Origin of the sequence: Streptomyces sp. NPDC006743, assembly GCF_040703815.1 — a bacterium.
Lineage (GTDB): Bacteria > Actinomycetota > Actinomycetes > Streptomycetales > Streptomycetaceae > Streptomyces.
On the sequence record NZ_JBEYJA010000054.1, the window covers coordinates 13,751 to 31,690 of the forward strand.

The window sequence follows — 17,940 nt, forward strand, 5'->3', positions numbered from 1 at the left end:
CAGGACCATCGACCCCGTACCGGCGGGCAACCCGGACACACATGTACGTGGGGACGCTGTCCTTCGACCTCCTCCTCGGCGACGTCCACTCGCTGAAGGAGAAGCGCTCCGTCGTCCGCCCGATCGTCGCCGAGCTGCAGCGCAAGTACGCGGTGAGCGCGGCCGAGGTGGACCACATGAACCTCCACCGGCGGGCCGTCATCGGCCTGGCCGCGGTCTCGGGCGACGCGGCACACCTGACCGACGTACTGGACCGGTGCGAGCGGCTGGTCGCCGGGCGTCCCGAGGTGGAGCTGCTGTCCGTCAGACGGCGCTTCCACGGCGAGGACGACGACTGACGCACGGCGGACCGCACCGACCGCACCACACCACAGAACGTAGAAGAGAAAGAACGGGAGACGGACCAGTGGCCGACAACGCGCGGGCGAAAAGGCTGGCGGACCTCATCCGAGAGGTGGTGGCCCAGAAGCTGCAGCGCGGGATCAAGGACCCGCGGCTCGGCTCGCACGTCACCATCACGGACACCAGGGTCACGGGCGACCTGCGGGAGGCGACCGTCTTCTACACGGTCTACGGCGACGACGAGGAGCGCGCGGCCGCCGCGGCCGGGCTGGAGAGCGCCAAGGGCATCCTGCGCTCCGAGGTCGGCCGCGCGGCCGGGGTGAAGTTCACCCCGACGCTCGCCTTCGTCGCGGACGCCCTCCCGGACACCGCCCGGACCATCGAGGACCTGCTCGACAAGGCGCGCCAGTCCGACGCCAAGGTGCGGGAGGCGTCCGCGGGCGCCCCCTACGCCGGCGGCGCGGACCCGTACCGCAAGCCGGGCTCCGAGGACGACGCCGACGAGACGGACGACAGCACCGAATGACCAGCAAGCCCACCCCGCCCGACGGCCTCGTCATCGTCGACAAGCCGTCGGGCTTCACCTCGCACGACGTCGTGGCCAAGATGCGGGGGATCGCCAGGACCCGCCGCGTCGGCCACGCCGGCACCCTCGACCCCATGGCGACCGGGGTCCTCGTCCTCGGTGTGGAGAAGGCCACCAAGCTCCTCGGCCACCTCGCGCTGACCGAGAAGGAGTACGTCGGCACCGTCCGGCTCGGCCAGAACACGCTCACCGACGACGCCGAGGGGGAGATCACCTCGCGCGCCGACGCCTCCAAGGTCACCCGCGAGGCCGTCGACACCGCCGTCGCCAAGCTGACCGGCGACATCATGCAGGTGCCGTCCAAGGTCAGCGCCATCAAGATCAACGGCGTCCGGTCGTACAAGCGGGCCCGCGAGGGCGAGGAGTTCGAGATCCCGGCCCGGCCGGTGACCGTCTCCTCCTTCCAGGTGTACGACGTCCGGGACGCCGTCGCCGAGGACGGCACCGCCGTGCTCGACCTCGTCGTCTCGGTGGTCTGCTCCTCCGGCACCTACATCCGCGCCCTCGCCCGCGACCTGGGCGCCGACCTCGGCGTCGGCGGCCACCTCACCGCGCTGCGCCGCACCCGCGTCGGGCCCTACAAGCTGGACGCCGCGAAGACGCTCGACCAGCTCCAGCAGGAGCTGACCGTCATGCCCGTCGCCGACGCGGCCGGCGCCGCCTTCCCGCGCTGGGACGTCGACGCGCGGCGCGCCCGGCTGCTCACCAACGGCGTGCGGCTGGAGATGCCCGAGGCGTACGCGGGCGCCGGTGCCGTCGCCGTCTTCGACCCCCAGGGGCGCTTCCTCGCGCTCGTGGAGGAGCAGCGGGGCAAGGCCAAGAGCCTGGCCGTCTTCGGCTGACCCCGCCGGGCGGGCCGGCGGCGGCCCTCCCGGTCGGGCGGCCCGGCAGGCTGTCCGTGGAGCGGCGGCTGCGGCACGGGCGTTCCCCGGCCGCCGCTCCACGGTCCCCCCTCGGTTCCCCCCACTCCCAGGGTGTATCCAGCGACCCCCGGCGGTTCACCCGACCGTGCGGGCGCTCGGAGTGAACCGAGGGAGCGCAGGGGGGCGCGTTCGCCTCGCGATCTTCCCCGTTGATCGTTCCGTGCCTACCGTCGAGGTCAGGGCGCGCGCCGGACATGCCCGGCGCGGCCCGACAGGCCGGGTGGGCCCGGCGGAGCTGGACGGCGGCACGGCGGGGAGGTCGGACCATGGCAGCAGGGGCCGAGCGGCCGGCGGCCGCGACCGGCCGGGGGCACCGGACCACCGCCCGGACCCCGGCGGACACCGGGACCGGACCGCCTGCCGGACCGCCGCGCGGCACGCCGGACAGCACGTCCGACGGCAGCCCCCGGCCCGGGGAGCAGCGCGGCGGCGAGCATCCGCGGGGGACGGTGGCGCGCACCGCCCCGGACACGGCGGCGGCCCGCCACCTGGCGCACCTGGCCACCGCCGAGGCCCGCGACCGCCTCCTCGACGGCGCCCTGGTGTGCGTCCGCGACCTGGCGGGCCGCCCCCGCGGCACCGGCTTCGCCGCCGACCACCGCGGCACCGTGATCACCAGCCACGAGGCGGTCGACGGCCTCACCCGCCTCGTGCTGCACGCGCCGGGCGCGGGCGACCGCTCCTGCGTGGTGACCTCCGCGGCGGTGACCCCCCTGCCCGGGCTGGGCCTCGCACTCGTACGGGCCGAGGACCTGGACGTGCCGCCGCTGCCGGTGTCGGTGCGCGGCCGGGTGCGGACGGGGAGCTACGTGCGGATCGCCGCCGGCGGCTGGCGCGAGGCCCGCGTCCTGGGCGCCACCACGGTGTCGTACCCGGCCACGGACCGCTTCCACCTCGTGGACGGCGCCCTGGAACTGGCGATCGGCACGGCCGGCCGGGACGCGCTCCGACGGGGCGGGGGAGCGGCCGGGGGGCCGGTGCTCGACCCGGGGACCGGCGCCGTGGTGGCGGTCCTGGGGACCGCCCTCCAGGCCGGCGACCGCGACACCGGCTTCGCGGTGCCGCTGCCGGCCGGCGACGGCCCGCTGGGCGAACTGCTCGCCCGCAACGCGGCGACCGTTCCCGCCTACGGCCCCGATCTCAATCTCGCAGGTGTCCTGGAACTCACGGCCACCTCCGTGGCCCAGGACGCCCCCCGAGGAGCCCTGCCGGACCACGCGTCCGCCCCGGCGACGGCTTCGTCAGCCCTGGCGACGGCTTCGGCCGCCGCGGCGACGGCTTCGTCCGCCGCGGGGGCGGCCGTGCCCGGGCCGGGAGCGGCGGCGTCCGGTCCGGGGCCGGCGGTGGGCGGTCCGGGGTCGTGGGGGTCCCGCCCGGGCTCCGCGGTGTCCGGTCCGGCGGCCACCTGGTACGGCCCCGGGGCGACCGGGTACGGACCGGCCGCGGCTCTGCCCCGACCGGCCGCGGCTCTGTCCGGACCGCCGGTGGAGCGGGTCGCCGTGCTGCGGGAGCTGGAGGCCTTCGAGCGCGGCCCCGCGGCCGTGCTCGGCCTGGTGGGGGCGCCCGGCAGCGGCCGTACCACCGAACTCGCCGCGCTGGCCGGACGCCGCGCCCGGGGCGACGCGCCCGCGCCCACCCTGTGGCTGCGCGGTGCCGACCTGGACGGGGCCGACGCCTCGGTGGCGGACGCGGCGGGCCGTGCGCTGGACCGGGCGGCCCGGATCGTCGCGGCCGCCCGGGCGCCGCTGCCGGCCGATCTCACGGACCTCACCCCGGAGCGCGTGGCCCGCCTCGCCCGCGCGCACGGACGACCGCTGCTGCTCCTGCTGGACGGCCCCGAGGAGATGCCGGCCGCCCTGGCCCACCGGCTCGACGAGTGGACCGGGGCCACCGCGCGATGGCTGCGCGGTACGGGAGCGCGGCTGGTGGTGGCGTGCCGGGACGAGTACTGGGAGGGGGCGGGGGTGTGGTTCCCGCCGGACCTGCTGCACACCCCGGCCGCACCGGGCCGGAGCAGCGGTCCCGCGGGCCCGGCGGCCGGTGCGGGCCGGGCCGTGGAGGCGGGCGGCCGGGATGACATCGGTGGGGGCATGGGTGCCGGTCGGGAGAGGGGCGCCGCGGGGGAGGCGGAGGCCGGTGGGGCGGGGGGCGTCGGCCGGACGGGGGGAGCCGGCCGGGTCGCGGGTGCCGGTCGGAAGGACGACGGCGGGTGGGCCGAGGGGCCCGACCGGGAGGGGAGCACCGGTCCGGCTGGGAGCACCGGTCCGGTCGGGAGTGTCGGTCCCGCCGAGGGCGCCGTCGGGGGCCCAGGGGCCTGGGGCGCCGGAGGTGCGGCGGTGACCGGCGTCGCCGTCGCCGTCGCCGGGAGGGCCGCCGAGGCGGCCGTCGGCGAGGCGCGGGCCGCCGACCCGTGCACCCCGGCCCGTACCGGCCCCCCGCCGCCCCGCGTACACCTCGGCGACCTGCGCCCGGCGGAGGCACGCGAGGCCCGCGCCCGGTACGGCATCCCGGACGGCGCCCTGGCCGCGGCCGACGCCGGTCACCCCCTCACCCTCCGCCTCCTGGCCGAGGTCCGCGCGGCCCTGCCCGGCACCGGAAGCCACCCGCGCCTCGACCGTGGCGACGTCCTCGCCGCCCACCTGGACCTGATGTGCCTGCGCATCGCCGTCCGCCTCGCCGCGGAGAACGACCTGCGCGGCACCGCGGTCCGCCGTCTCGCGGCCAAGGTCTCCGGCCAGGTGCACGAGGCCGCCCGCCGCAGTCTCGGCCCGGGCCGGGGCGAACTGGACCGGGCGACGTTCGAGGAGGTGTTCCCCTGGGGGCCCGCCCCCGCCCGCCTGGGCGGCGGCACCGGATGGGCGTCCGCCGTCCTCACCGAAGGCCTCCTCGTCCCGGCGGGCGAGGGCTACCGCTTCGCGCACGAGGAACTCGCGGACTGGATCCAGGGCACCCACCTCGACCTGGACGAAGCCCTGCGCGTCCTCGTCCACCGGCGGCACGTCCCCGGCGAGCCGCACCGCCCGCTGCCGGTGCCGCACCACCGCATCGGCCCGGTCCTCCAGGCACTCCTCCTGCTGGCCCGCCAGCACGGCCCCCGCCGGCTCGCCGTCCGGCTGGAGGAACTGCTGTGCGCCCTGGACGGCGATCCGCACTCCTGGTGGGCGTCGCGGCTGCTCGCCGGTGTCCTCCTGCGCGTCCCCGACGCGACGCCGTACGCCGGTGTGCTCCGGCTGCTGGCCGACCGGATCGGCGTGTGGCAGGAGTGCGGCCTGCCCGTGCCGGCCGGCTTCGGACCGGAGTTCTGGACCGCGCTGAACCTGCCGGTGACCGACCGCTGCGACCTGCTCCGCCGCCTCCTCGTCGCCGACGACCCCGCACGGGACCCGGCCGGCCCACCCGACACGCGCCTCAGCCCCGCCCCCGCGCCGGACACGCGCCTCAGCCCCGCCCCCGCGCCGGACACGTGCCTCACCCCCGCCCCCGGCACGCGCCCCGCCTCTGCCGACGGCGCCGCTCCGACCGCTCTCCCTCGCCCTCCCGCCCCCCGCGCTCCAGGGGCCCGCCGCCCGCCCCGCTACCTCGACGCCCTCGCCCGCCTCCTCGCCGGCGACCCCGCCACGGTCCGCCCGCACCTCACCGGCTGGTTCGACGACGAACGGCCGCTGCCCGCCGCGCCGAACGCCACCGTCGCCACGGCCGCCCAGGCACTCCTCTACGCCCACCGGCACCACAGTCCGGACGACCTCACCGACACGCTCGCCGCCCGCGCGCACCCGCGGGCCGCCGAACTCCTGACCGCGCTCGCGGAGGAGGAACCGGCCGTGCTGTGCCGCGCCGTGGAGCGATGGGCGCACGACGAACGCGGGGACCGCCGGGCCCAGGCGGTGGAGTACGGACTGCTCACCTGTCCGCACGCGCGGTCCGGACCCGACCGCGCACTGCTGCGCCGCGCCGCCCTGGCCGTCCTCGCCCGGCCCGCCGACAGCGCCCTGCACGGCGGCGCGCTCGCCCTCCTGGTCTCGGACCCCTCCACCCGGGCCCGGTACCTGCCCCAGGCGCTGCGGCACTTCGCGACCGGTGACGCGCAGCTCCCGCCGAGCGCGCTGGCCCCCGCCCTCGCCACCCACCCCGAGGCGGTCCTGGCCGCCTTCGGCGAACGGCTGCGGAACGGCCCCGACACCGCGGAGAGCCTGCGCGCCCTCGTCGACGTCACCACGCCCGCCCTCGCCCGCCGTGTCGCGGCCGTCGTCCGCGAGGCGGTCGCGTGCCGGCCGGACACCGCCGGGGCGGTCGCGGCCTGCGTCGACGGGCGCCTGCGTCACGGACCGGCCGTCCGCTCGGTCCTGTCACCCCTGGTCGGCGCCCTCCTGGAGGACGGTCCCGCCCCCTTGCGGACGGCGCTCGGCGCCGTCCTGGCCGCTCCCGGCGACCCGGCCTGCGACGCGCTGCGCCGGGAGCTCCTCGACCTCCTCCTCGCCCACGAGAGGGACCCGGCCGTGCTGGAAACGGTCCTGCGCACCGCCGCGCCCGGTGCCGAGGAGGATCTCCGGCACCTCGTGCACCGGGTCGGTCTGCTGCTGGTCCGCACCCCGGAAGGCGCGGCCGTGTTCGACCGCGCGCTCGGGGAGCTGGCCCGGCACCTCCCCGGCTTCGCCGCGCGGGTGGCCGGATGGCTCACCGGCTCCCCGTACGACTGGGCCGCCCTCGTGGGCCCCAGCGCCCGCCGGACGATCGAGCACCACGCCGGGGCACCGGTCCCCGCCTGACGCCGCACGGGTCCGCACGTGCGCCGGGTCACAGCGCCCATGCCGATGCGGGCGCGCAACGCCGGGCATGGCACCCTTAGACCTGCGGACAACGCAGCAAGGCGACCTAGGCAACGGCATCTAGGCAATACGAACACGGTTCGACGAGGAGCGGTCACAGTGCAGCGCTGGCGTGGCTTGGAGGACATCCCCCAGGACTGGGGGCGCAGCGTCGTCACCATCGGCTCCTACGACGGAGTCCACCGCGGTCACCAGCTCATCATCGAGCACGCCGTGAACCGCGCCCGCGAGCTGGGCGTGCCCTCCGTCGTCGTCACCTTCGACCCGCACCCCAGCGAGGTCGTGCGCCCCGGCAGCCACCCGCCGCTGCTCGCCCCCCACCACCGCCGCGCCGAGCTGATGGCGGAGCTGGGGGTGGACGCGGTGCTCGTCCTGCCCTTCACCACCGAGTTCTCGCAGCTGTCCCCGGCCGACTTCGTCGTCAAGGTGCTGGTCGACAAGCTGCACGCCAAGGCGGTCGTCGAGGGCCCGAACTTCCGCTTCGGCCACCGGGCCGCGGGGAACGTCGACTTCCTCGTCGACCAGGGCAAGCTCTACGACTTCGAGGTCGAGGTCGTCGACCTGTACGTCACCGGGGACGCCGGCGGCGGCGAGCCGTTCTCCTCCACGCTGACGCGGCGGCTGGTCGCCGAGGGCGACGTCACGGGCGCCCGCGAGATCCTCGGCCGCCCGCACCGGGTGGAGGGGATCGTCGTCCGGGGCGCCCAGCGGGGCCGCGCCCTGGGCTTCCCCACGGCCAACGTCGAAACCCTCCCGCACACCGCGATCCCCGCCGACGGCGTCTACGCCGGCTACCTCCACGCCCAGGGCGAGGCGATGCCGGCTGCCGTCTCCGTCGGCACGAACCCGCAGTTCGACGGCACCGAGCGCACCGTCGAGGCGTACGCGATCGACCGCGTCGGCCTCGACCTGTACGGCCTGCACGTCGCCGTCGACTTCCTGGCCTACGTCCGCGGCCAGGCCAAGTTCGACTCCCTCGAGGCACTGCTCGAAACCATGGCCGAGGACGTCAAGAAGTGCCGCGAGATCATCGCGGCCGACGACCAGCAGCGCTGACGGGCGCGCCGGCCGAAGGGCCGTTCGGCCGAGGCAACCGGTCGGTTGACGCGCCGGCCGGTTGACGGGCCGGTCGGCCGATGCGCCGGTCGGCCGACGCCCGGCGGCACCCGCCGCTCTGGTGACCGGCCCGGTGGCTGCCCCTCGCGCTCTGATGACCGGCCCGGTGGCCACCTCTCCCGCTCTGGTCGTCGGTCCGGTGGCCACCCCCATGCTCTTCGGGGGCGGACGGGGGTGCCCGCCCCCGCCGTCAGTCCGGAAGCGCCGCCGTTGCCGTCTACGTCGTCCGGTCGCCCTCCATGGCCGGCGGCACTGTCGGCTCCGCCCGGGTCCGGGCCCAGTGGCAGGCGACCTGGGTCTCGGCGCCGCCGTGCAGGATCTCCAGGTCCTGGCCGCGGCACGCGTCGGCGACACCGGCGCGTTCGGCCTCGCCCCCCGCCAGGACCTGGCAGCGGGCGTGGAAGCGGCAGCCGGCGGGGATCCGGGACGGGTCCGGGGGTTCGCCGGTGAGGACGACCGGGGCGCCGGGCGCCTCCGGCAGGACGGACAGCAGGGCCTGGGTGTAGGGGTGCCGCGGCGCCGTCAGCACCTGCTCCACGTCGCCCGTCTCCACGATCCGGCCGAGGTACATCACCGCGACCCGGTCGGCGATGTTCCAGGCCAGCCCCAGGTCATGGGTCACCACCAGGGCCGACAGGCCGAGTTCGGTGCGCAGCCGCAGCAGCAGCGCGAGGATCTCGCCGCGCACCGACGCGTCGAGGGAGGCCACCGGTTCGTCGGCGACGAGCAGTTCGGGTTCCAGGACGAGCGCGCCCGCGATGACGACCCGCTGGCGCTGGCCGCCGGACAGTTCGTGCGGATAACGCAGGAAGAAGCGCTCCGGAGGGCGCAGCCCGGCGCGGGCCAGAGCCTCGGCCACCGCGGCCCGCTCGTCACCGGTGCGGCCGTGGATGCGCAGGCCCTCGGCCACGGCGTCGTACACCGTGTGCCGCGGGTTGAGCGAACCGCTGGGGTCCTGGAGCACCAACTGTGCCCGTCTGCGGTACGCCTTCAGGGCGCGGGCGGAGTGGTGGAGCGGCGCGCCGTCGAAGGTGACACGGCCCGAGGTCGGCGGCACCAGCCCGAGCAGCGAACGGGCCAGGGTCGTCTTGCCGCAGCCCGACTCCCCGACGAGCGCCACGATCTCACCGGGCCGGATGTCGAGGTCCACCCCGTCCACGGCCCGGGCGGTCGGCGCGCCGTGCCGGCCGGGGAAGGTGACGTGCAGACCCTCGACGCTCAGCAGCGGGCGAGTGGCGGCAGTGGTGGTCGTCATGCGGTGCTGCTCCTCACTTCCTGGTCCTGCGCGGACCGCGCGGACGCCGCGCCGCCGGGGGGCACGTCACCGCCGCCGTCCGTCACGTGCACACACGCGGCCCGTCGTCCCGCGCCCGCGTCCCGCAGCACCTGGTCCTGGGTCGCGCAGGCGTCGAGCGCCACCGGGCAGCGCGGATGGAAGGCGCACCCGGACGGCACCGCCGCCGGGTCGGGCGGGTCGCCGGGCAGTCCGCGGGGCGCGAACCGGGAGGCGGGGTCACCGATCCTGGGGAACGCCCCCGACAGGGCCTTGCCGTACGGATGCCGGGCGTCCTCGTGGACCTGCCGGGCCGGCCCCTCCTCGACCACGCGCCCGGCGTACATCACCGCGAGCCGGTCGCAGGTGTCGGCCAGCACGGCCAGGTCGTGACTGATCATGATGAGACCCACGTCCTGTTCGCTGACCAGCTCCTCGATCAGACGCAGGATCTGGGCCTGGATCATCACGTCGAGCGCGGTGGTGGGCTCGTCGGCGATGATCAGCCGCGGATCGCAGGCCAGCGCCATCGCGATCATCACGCGCTGCCGCTGCCCGCCGGAGAGTTCGTGCGGGTACGCGGACGCCCGCGCCGCGGGCAGACCCACCTGCTCCAGCAGCTCACCGGCGCGCTTGCGGGCGTCGGCCGGGCTCGCCCTGCGGTGCAGCAGGATCGGCTCGGCGATCTGGTCGCCGACGCGGTGCACGGGGTTAAGGGAGTGCATCGCGCCCTGGAAGACGATCGACGCCCCCGCCCAGCGCACCGCCCGCACCCGGCCCCACTTCATGGCCAGCACGTCCTCACCGTCCAGCAGGATCTGCCCGCCGGTGCGGGCCCCGGCGGGCAGCAGTCGCAGCAGCGACAGCGCCAGCGTCGACTTGCCGCAGCCGGACTCGCCCGCGATGCCGAGCTTCTCGCCCGCGCCGAGGGACAGGTCGACCCCGCGCACGGCGGCGGCACCACCGGGGTAGGTCACTTCCAGGTTCCGGACCTCCAGCAGACTCAACGGGACACCCCCAGACGCGGGTTGAGCACGGCTTCCACCGCACGCCCGCACAGCGTGAACGCCAGCGCCACGACGGCGATCGCGATGCCCGGCGGCACCAGGTACCACCAGTCGCCGGAGCTGACCGCCCCGGCCTCCCGCGCGTCCTGCAGCAGCCCGCCCCAGGACACCACCGTCGGATCGCCGAGCCCGAGGAAGGCGAGCGTCGCTTCCGCCAGGATCGCGGAGGAGATGATCAGGGTCGTCTGGGCGAGGACGAGGGGCATGACGTTGGGCAGCACGTGCCGGGACATGACGTGCCAGTGCCCGCCGCCGAGCGCCCTGGCGCGCTCGATGTACGGCCGTGACTCCACGGCCAGTGTCTGCGCCCGCACCAGGCGGGCCGTCGTGGGCCAGGTGGTCACGCCGATGGCCAGCACGATCGTGCCGAGGGAGCGGGACAGGACGGTCGCGAGCGCGATGGCGAGCACCAGCGTCGGCATCACCAGGAACCAGTCCGTGACCCGCATCATCACCGTGGCGTACCAGCCGCGGAAGTGCCCGGCGGTGATCCCGATGAGCGCCCCGATCGCCACGGACAGCACGGCGGCGAGCAGCCCGACCAGCAGCGAGACCCGCGAACCCCAGACCAGCAGCCCCAGCAGGTTGCGCCCGAACTGGTCGGTGCCGAGCGGGAAATGACCGCTCGGGCCCTGCAACGGCTGCCCCGGGGCACCGGTGACGCTGTCCACGTCCGACCCGACGGTCAGCGGCGCGGTGAGCGCGAGGAGCGCGAACAGCACCAGCGCGGCGAGACCGAACACTCCCGCGCGGTGCTTGCGGTACTCCTTCCAGAAGCGTGCGGCGGAGGCGCGGCGCCGGCGCCACGCGAGGGCCCGCGGCCCGGGCCCCGCGGACTTCCCGGTACCGGCGGGACCGCCGGTGCTCCCCGCGGGCCCGGCGCCCGCCGCGGTCCCGCCGGCTCCCTCGGTCCCGGTGGTCCCGTCGGCCCGGGTGTTCCCCTGAGACTCCTTGGTCCCGTCGGACCCCTGGGTCCCCTCGGGCCCGTTCGTCCCGCCGGGCTCGGCGGCTTCGGTGGTGTCGGCGGTCATCGGCCCACCCTCGGATCGAGCAGCGGATACAGCAGGTCGGCGAGGGTGTTCATCACGATCACCGCCGCGGCGAAGACGAAGAACAGCCCCTGCACCAGCGGAAGATCGGGCACGCTCAGCGCCTGGTAGAACAGTCCGCCGAGCCCCGGCCAGGAGAAGACCGTCTCGACGAGGATGACACCGGCCACGGTCCGGCCCAGGTTGACGAAGATCAGCGTGACGGTGGGCAGCAGCGCGTTGGGCACGGCGTGCCGGCGCCGTACGAGGTCGTCGCGCAGCCCCTTGGCCCGCGCGGTCGTCAGGTAGTCGCTGCCCATCTCGTCCAGCAGCGCCGACCGGGTGACCAGCAGCGTCTGCCCGTACTCGACGGCGACCAGGGTCACCACCGGCAGGATCAGGTGGTGGGCGACGTCGAGGACGTAGGCGAAGCCCTCCTTGCCGCCGGACTCCATGCCCCCGGTCGGGAACAGCCCCGGGACCGGGCCCACACCGACCGACAGGACGATGATGAGCAGCAGACCCAGCCAGAAGGACGGGATCGAGTACAGCGTCAGCGCCAGCCCGGTGTGCACACGGTCGCCGGGCCCGCCGTGCCGCCACGCCGAACGGGTGCCGAGGAAGACGCCCAGCGCGGTGTACAGCACGAAGGCCGTGCCGGTGAGCAGCAGGGTGTTCGGCAGCGCCTCGGTGATCTTGTCGACGACGGGCGCGCGGAACTGGTACGACGTGCCGAGGTCGCCGGTCAGGGCCTTGCCGCAGTAGTGCGTGAACTGCTCCCACAGCGGCAGGTCGAGCCCGAACTCCCGCCGGTAGACGGCGATCTGCTCGGCCGAGACCGGACGCCCGCCGGTCATGAACTTCACCGGGTCGCCCGGGATCAGCCGGAAGAGGAAGAAACTGGTGACGAGGACGGCGAGCAGGGAGACGGCGGCTCCGGCCAGCTTGCCCGCCACGTACCGCGGATAGCCGCCGGCGAGGAGTCCGCGGGAGGCCCCGGCCGGCCGCCCCCCGTCCGCCGCCGCGGACCGCGCCGGCCCCGGTCCCGCGGGGCCGGGGACGGGGCCCCCGGCCGGCGAGGATGTCGCTTCAGTGGTCATGAGCACCTGCACCTGTACGCGTGGACACGGTCGCCGTCCTATTCACGGTCTTCCGCCGTGGCGCGGCGGCGCACCGCGAAGAGCACCGCGAGGCCGCCGAGGACGACGACGCCCACCACGATCCCGATCACGACACCGGTCGAGGACGAACCGCCCGAGGAGTCATTGGAGTCGGCGGGGACGGCCGACCACCAGCTCCAGTAGCCGTCCTGCCCGTAGATGTTGCCCGCCGCGGACGGCATGGTGGTGATCGACTTGATCTGGTCCGTGCGGTAGGCCTCGACCGCGTTCGGATAGGCCATGACGTTCATGTACCCCAGGTCGTACAGCCGCGACTCCATCTGCTTGACGATGTCCGCCCGTTTGGCGGGGTCGTACTCGGCGAGCTGACGGGCGTACAGGTCGTCGTACGTCTTGTCGCAGATGAAGTTGTCGGTGGCGCCGGTGTCCTTCGGGGTCTGCGGGCGGGCCGCGCAGGTGTGGATGGAGAGCACGAAGTCCGGGTCGGGGTTGACGGACCAGCCGTCGAAGGCGAGGTCGTACTTGCCGGCCAGCCACGGGTCGGTCACGTTGTCCAGGCAGTCGAGGGTGGTCCCGATGCCGAGCTTGCCCCACCACTCCTGGAGGTACTTGCCGACCGCCTTGTCGTTCGGGTCGGTGGCGTGGCACAGGACGCGGTAGTTCAGGGGCTTGCCGTCCTTGCCCACCCGCTTGCCGTCGGCGTTCTTCTTGTAGCCGGCCTGGTCGAGGAGCTGGCCCGCCCTGGCCGGGTCGTACGCCAGTTCCTGAGCGGCCGTCGGCTTGTAGAAGTACGGGGTGAAGCGCGGCGGGATGTAGCCCTGGCCCTCGACCGCGTGCCCCTGGAAGACCTTGTCGACGATCGTCGCGCGGTCCACCGCCATGAACAGCGCGTGCCGCACCCGCTCGTCCAGCAGGGACGGGTCGCCGTCACCGATCTTCGTGCCGTTCTTCGCCCGGGCGCCGGGGTTGGTGGCCAGGGCGTAGAAACGGCGGCCGGGCGCGTCGTTGACGTGGATGTTCTTGTCGCCCCGCAGGGAGGCGGCCTGGGCGGGCGTCAGCGAGGGCGAACCGGCCACGAAGGACACCTCGCCCTTGCGCAGGGCGGCGACGGCGGCGTCCTGGTCCTTGTAGTACCTGAACACCAGTTCGTCGAACTTGGGGGCGCCCCGCCAGAAGTCCTTGTTGGCCTTCAGCCGCACGTAGCTGTCCGGCTTGTAGTCCGTGAGCACGAACGGCCCGTTCCCGACCACCGGGAAGCTCTTGTCGTTGTTGAACTTGGAGAAGTCCCCGACCTTCTCCCAGACGTGCTTGGGCACGATCGGCACGTCGAGCGCGGTCATCGTGGCCTGCGGCTTCTTCAGCCGGATCACCAGCTGCGTCGGGCTGGGCGCGGTGACCTTCGCGAAGTTGCCGACGAAACTGCCGTTGGCGGTGGCGGCGCCCTGGTCGGTCATCATCTTGTTGAACGTCCACGCCGCGTCCTCGGCGGTGGCCTGCTGCCCGTCCGACCACTTGGAGTCGGTGCGGATCGTGTACGTCCAGGTCAGCTTGTCGGGCGACGACTGCCATTTGGTGGCCAGACCCGGGATGACGTGGTTGTCCTTGGGGTCGTAGTTCGTCAGGTACTCGTACATCAGCCGGTGGATGCTCGTGCTGAGCAGCCGCACCGCCAGAAAGGGGCTGAGCGAGTCGACGCTCTGCGCGACGGCGACGGTGAGCACTTCGCGGCCCTCGTCGCCCTGGTCGTCCTTGGCCGCCCGTGCGGCCTGGGAGCCCTGCTCGGCGCGCGACTGCGCGGCCGAGGCGGACGGTGCGGCGAGCCCGGACGCGAGGAGGAGCGCCGCGGCGCCCGCGGCGGCGAGGAACCGTGTCCTGTGCGGGCGGGGGCCGTTGCGTCCGCTGCCGTGCTGATCGTGTGTGTTCATGGCTCGGTGACCTCGCGTCGTCGCACGCGCGGGACGCGGCGCGCCCCGCGCGAGGCGGGCTTGAACAGAAGTGAACAGGCTGGAACGAGCTGTAGAGGGGCTTGAACGAGCTTGACCGGGTGACGCCGACGGAATGAAGTGTGTGTCTATCAGCGGCAGTCTGCGCGCGTCAACGGTGTGTCAAACCCCATGTGGCCTGCGGAAACAACAATCGGGCCGCACCTTGGTCCCCATTGGTGGAGACCACTGACGCCTCCCTGGTGAGAGCGTGGCGGCCGATTCCCGACGGTTCTGCGCCGGTTCTGCCTGCGAACGCGCGAAGGCCCGCACCGTCGGGAGACGGCGCGGGCCTTCACACGTTCGCAGCCCGGAACCTACTGCTGCTGCGCGGGCGGGGGAGGCGGCGGGGTCTGCCCGCCCTGCGGGGTCTGCGGCGGCACGGCCGGCGGCTGACCCGGCTGGGGCTGAGGCTGCGGTGGGGGCGCGGACTGCTGGGGGTACGGCTGCCCGGACTGCGGCGGGGGCGGGAACTGCCCCGACCGGCCAGGAGGCACCGGCGGTCCCGGGACGCCGGGCTGGGCGCCGGGTGCGGGCGGCGCGGGGTGCTGCCCGGGCAGAGGCTGCCCGGCACCGGGCTGCGGGTACGGCTGCCCGGGCCCGGCCGGCTGACCGTAGGGCTGTCCCGGTCCGGCCTGCGGGGGCGGGAACGGCCCGGGCTGCGCCGGATACGGCTGCCCGGGCTGCCCGGCGTAGGGCTGACCCGGCACGGGCTGGCCGGGGTACGGCGGCTGTCCGGGATACGGCTGCTGTCCGGGCAGGTGCTGTCCCGGCTGGGGCTGCCCGGGGGGCTGGGGCTGTCCGGGGACCGGCTGCCCGGGGTAGGGCTGACCGCCCGGCACGGGCTGGTACGGCAGGGGTTGGCCGGGCATCGGCGGGGCCGCCACCGGGGGCGGGTTCCCGTCCGACGTCCACAGTCCGTGCGCCTGCTGGTGCCGGACGAAGTCCTCCGCGACCATCGCCGCGAGGTTGAAGTACGCCTCCCGCACCTTCGGCCGCATCATGTCGAGGTCGACCTCGGCGCCGGCCGCCAGATGCTCGTCGAACGGCACCACGACGACACCCCGGCAGCGCGTCTCGAAGTGGGAGACGATGTCCTCCACCTTGATCATCTTCCCGGTCTCGCGCACACCCGAGATCACGGTGAGGGAGCGCGCGACCAGATCGGCGTACCCGTGCGCGGAGAGCCAGTCCAGCGTCGTACTGGCGCTGCTGGCACCGTCGACGGACGGCGTGGAGATGATGATGAGCTGGTCGGCGAGGTCCAGCACGCCGCGCATGGCGCTGTAGAGCAGACCCGTGCCGGAGTCCGTCAGGATGACCGGGTACTGGTTGCCCAGCACCTCGATCGCGCGCCGGTAGTCCTCGTCGTTGAACGTCGTGGACACGGCCGGGTCGACGTCGTTGGCGATGATCTCCAGACCGGAGGGCGCCTGCGAGGTGAACCGCCGGATGTCCATGTACGAGTTGAGGTAGGGGATCGCCTGGACCAGGTCACGGATGGTGGCCCCGGTCTCCCGCCGCACCCGGCGGCCGAGCGTGCCCGCGTCCGGGTTGGCGTCGATGGCGAGGATCTTGTCCTGCCGCTCGGTGGCGAGCGTGGATCCCAGCGCGGTGGTGGTGGTCGTCTTGCCGACACCGCCCTTGAGGCTGATGACCGCGATCCGGTAGCAGGACAGCACCGGCGTACGGATCAGCTCCAGCTTCCGCTGCCGCTCGGCCTCCTCCTTCTTCGCGCCGATCCGGAACCGCCCCGCCCCCGCAGCGGGACGCCCGCTGCGCGCCTTCTGCCGCTTGTTGTTGAGCAGCCGGTCCGACGACAACTCGACGGCCGCCGTGTAACCGAGCGGCGCGACCCCGGGATTGGTCGGCTGCCGCTGATCGTGCTGAACGGGCTGCGGCCACGCGGCGCCGGTCCGGGGATCGACGGGGGGCTGCTGGGCAGCGGGCGCGGGCGCCGCCATCGGGGGCTGCGCGCCGTCCGGCTGCGCGGGCGGCGGCGGGAAGCCGTAACCACCGGCCTGGCCGGGAGGCAGGGGCGCGCTCGGCGCGGCCGGCTGGTTCGGCGGGAAGCCGTATCCCTCCCGTGCGCCGGACGGGGCGGACGCGCCGGTCTGCGGGAAGCCGTAACCGCCCTGCGCCTGCTGCGGTGGCTGCGGCACGGAGGGGCCGGGGGGAGGCGGCGGGAAGCCGTATCCCGCAGGGGCGGCGGGTGCCGGGCCCGGCTGCGCTCCCGCGGGCGCGTTCCAGGCGGCCGGCGCCGGCTGCGGGGCCTGCGCAGGGAACGGCGGCTGGGGGTGTGCGTGCCGGTCGGCCGGAGTGCCGGCCGGGGGCTGGGACGGGCCCGGCGCGGACGGACCGGCCGCCGGCTGCGCCTGGGGCTGTCCCGGCCACTGGGCGGCGGGGGCCGGGGCGGCGGGCTGGTACGACGGGGGAAGCGGCGGGACGGCCTGCTGCGGCGCGGGCGGCGGGCCCCACCCGGCCGGGGCGTCCTGGGGCACGGCGTCCCGCACGGGGGGCTGCACCGGCCCCGGGGCGGCACCGGTCGGCGGGGCGCTGTCGCCGGTGCCGGCGGCCTCGGGCGTGTCCGCCCCGGGGGGTACGGCACCGCTCACCTGCTCGTTCCCCGGGCCCTCCGCGTCCTCGCCGACCCTGTCACCGGCCGCGGACGCGGTGGCGTCGCCGGCGTCACCGGCTTCGCCGGACGAGCCGGGGTGCGCGGACGGCTCGGGGGCGCCGGGACCCTCCGGAGCAGGGGCGTCCGCAGGACCGGTGGTGCCCGTGGCGTCCGCCGTGTCCGTGGTGTCCGCCGTGTCCGTGCTCCGGGCGTCCGTGCCGTCATCCGCGGTGTTCGTGGCATCCCCGGGCGCGGTGTCGCCAACCCCCGAGTGCTCCGGCGACCGGGGGTCCGGCTCGGAGGCGGCCTGGGGGACCCCCGCGTCGTCGGGGCCCCCGGTGGACCGTGGGGCAGCGCCCGGGTCCCCGGTGTCGTCGGTGGCGGCCGTACCCGGGCCGCTGCCGTGCCCGGCTTCCGGATGTCCGGCGGTCTCCCCGAAACGGCCGGCCGATGCCGCACCGGCCGGGTGCTCCGTGACGTCCGCGGCCGCGGCGGGGGCCCCGCCCGCGGATGCCGCGGCCGCGTCCGGCCGCGCCGGTCCCTCGCTCACGGTGCCGCCCGTGCCGGAGGCAGCGGCGTCACCGGCGCTGCCCTCCTGCTCCGCACGCTCGCGCCGGGCGAACTCGCGTTTCAGAGCGGCGGAGGAGATCCGCACCGTCGCCCCGCTCACCAGGTCGCCGTTCGCGGGTTCCGCCGGCTGCGGCGCCGGGGGCGCGACGGGTGCCACGGGCGGCTCGGGTGCGGCGGGGACAGCGGCGGCGGGGGCCCAGGCGGGCTGGAAGCCGCTCTCCGGTGGCGGTGCGGGAAGGTCGACCGGCGGCCCGGCCGGCGGGGGAGGGGTGAAGGGAGCGGCCGGTGCCGGCGCGGGTGCCGTCTCGTCCGCCGCACCCGACGCGTTCTGCGTGTACCAGGCCGGCGGCGCGTAGTCGATGGTGAACTCGCCCGTCGCGTCGACGGCGGACGCAGCGTCGGGCTGGTCGTCGTCGGGCGTGGCCCAGCCCCCGCGGATCCCGTCCCGATCGCTGTTCACAGTTCCTCCTGGTGTGGTCGAGCACCCTC

The 17,940-nt window shown here is 75.3% G+C and carries 11 protein-coding genes; 5 read left to right on the forward strand and 6 right to left on the reverse strand.

What is annotated here, in order from left to right:
• Positions 1-41: 41 nt before the first annotated feature.
• The 5 genes from ABZ719_RS31260 (at position 42) to ABZ719_RS31280 (ending at position 7,733) form a co-directional block, all read left to right on the forward strand.
• A complete protein-coding gene (locus tag ABZ719_RS31260) occupies positions 42-338 on the forward strand; it encodes a DUF503 domain-containing protein (protein WP_037861935.1) in 297 nt (98 codons plus the stop codon).
• 68 nt (positions 339-406) lie between these two features.
• Positions 407-868, forward strand: coding sequence for a 30S ribosome-binding factor RbfA (rbfA, locus tag ABZ719_RS31265; protein ID WP_037861939.1), 462 nt, complete (start codon positions 407-409; stop codon positions 866-868).
• The gene (truB, locus tag ABZ719_RS31270) at positions 865-1,770 is read left to right on the forward strand and encodes a tRNA pseudouridine(55) synthase TruB (protein ID WP_366728521.1); all 906 of its coding nucleotides are present in this window, start codon (positions 865-867) and stop codon (positions 1,768-1,770) included. Before rbfA ends, truB begins: the two co-directional genes overlap by 4 nt.
• 347 nt (positions 1,771-2,117) lie before the next feature.
• A complete protein-coding gene (locus ABZ719_RS31275; protein ID WP_366728522.1) occupies positions 2,118-6,617 on the forward strand; it encodes a hypothetical protein in 4,500 nt (1,499 codons plus the stop codon).
• Between the two features lie 159 nt (positions 6,618-6,776).
• Entirely contained in the window at positions 6,777-7,733 is a 957-nt protein-coding gene (locus ABZ719_RS31280) for a bifunctional riboflavin kinase/FAD synthetase (protein WP_366728523.1), read from the forward strand.
• A gap of 277 nt (positions 7,734-8,010) precedes the next feature.
• On the opposite strand, the gene ABZ719_RS31285 is transcribed toward ABZ719_RS31280, so the two are convergent.
• The 6 genes from ABZ719_RS31285 to ABZ719_RS31310 form a co-directional block, all read right to left on the reverse strand.
• Entirely contained in the window at positions 8,011-9,048 is a 1,038-nt protein-coding gene (locus ABZ719_RS31285) for an ABC transporter ATP-binding protein (RefSeq protein ID WP_366728524.1), read from the reverse strand.
• The gene (locus ABZ719_RS31290; RefSeq protein ID WP_366728525.1) at positions 9,045-10,073 is read right to left on the reverse strand and encodes an ABC transporter ATP-binding protein; all 1,029 of its coding nucleotides are present in this window, start codon (positions 10,071-10,073) and stop codon (positions 9,045-9,047) included. Before ABZ719_RS31290 ends, ABZ719_RS31285 begins: the two co-directional genes overlap by 4 nt.
• Positions 10,070-11,164: an ABC transporter permease gene (locus ABZ719_RS31295; protein ID WP_366728527.1), complete on the reverse strand. Its 1,095-nt coding sequence runs from the start codon at positions 11,162-11,164 to the stop codon at positions 10,070-10,072. Before ABZ719_RS31295 ends, ABZ719_RS31290 begins: the two co-directional genes overlap by 4 nt.
• Complete coding sequence (locus ABZ719_RS31300; protein WP_366728528.1) at positions 11,161-12,261, reverse strand: ABC transporter permease; 1,101 nt, start codon at positions 12,259-12,261, stop codon at positions 11,161-11,163. The genes ABZ719_RS31295 and ABZ719_RS31300 overlap by 4 nt, the downstream gene beginning before the upstream one ends.
• 38 nt (positions 12,262-12,299) lie before the next feature.
• The gene (locus ABZ719_RS31305; protein ID WP_366728529.1) at positions 12,300-14,207 is read right to left on the reverse strand and encodes an ABC transporter substrate-binding protein; all 1,908 of its coding nucleotides are present in this window, start codon (positions 14,205-14,207) and stop codon (positions 12,300-12,302) included.
• A gap of 374 nt (positions 14,208-14,581) precedes the next feature.
• Positions 14,582-17,911, reverse strand: a complete 3,330-nt coding sequence (locus ABZ719_RS31310) for an SCO5717 family growth-regulating ATPase (RefSeq protein ID WP_366728530.1) — start codon at positions 17,909-17,911, stop codon at positions 14,582-14,584.
• Positions 17,912-17,940 lie beyond the last annotated feature (29 nt).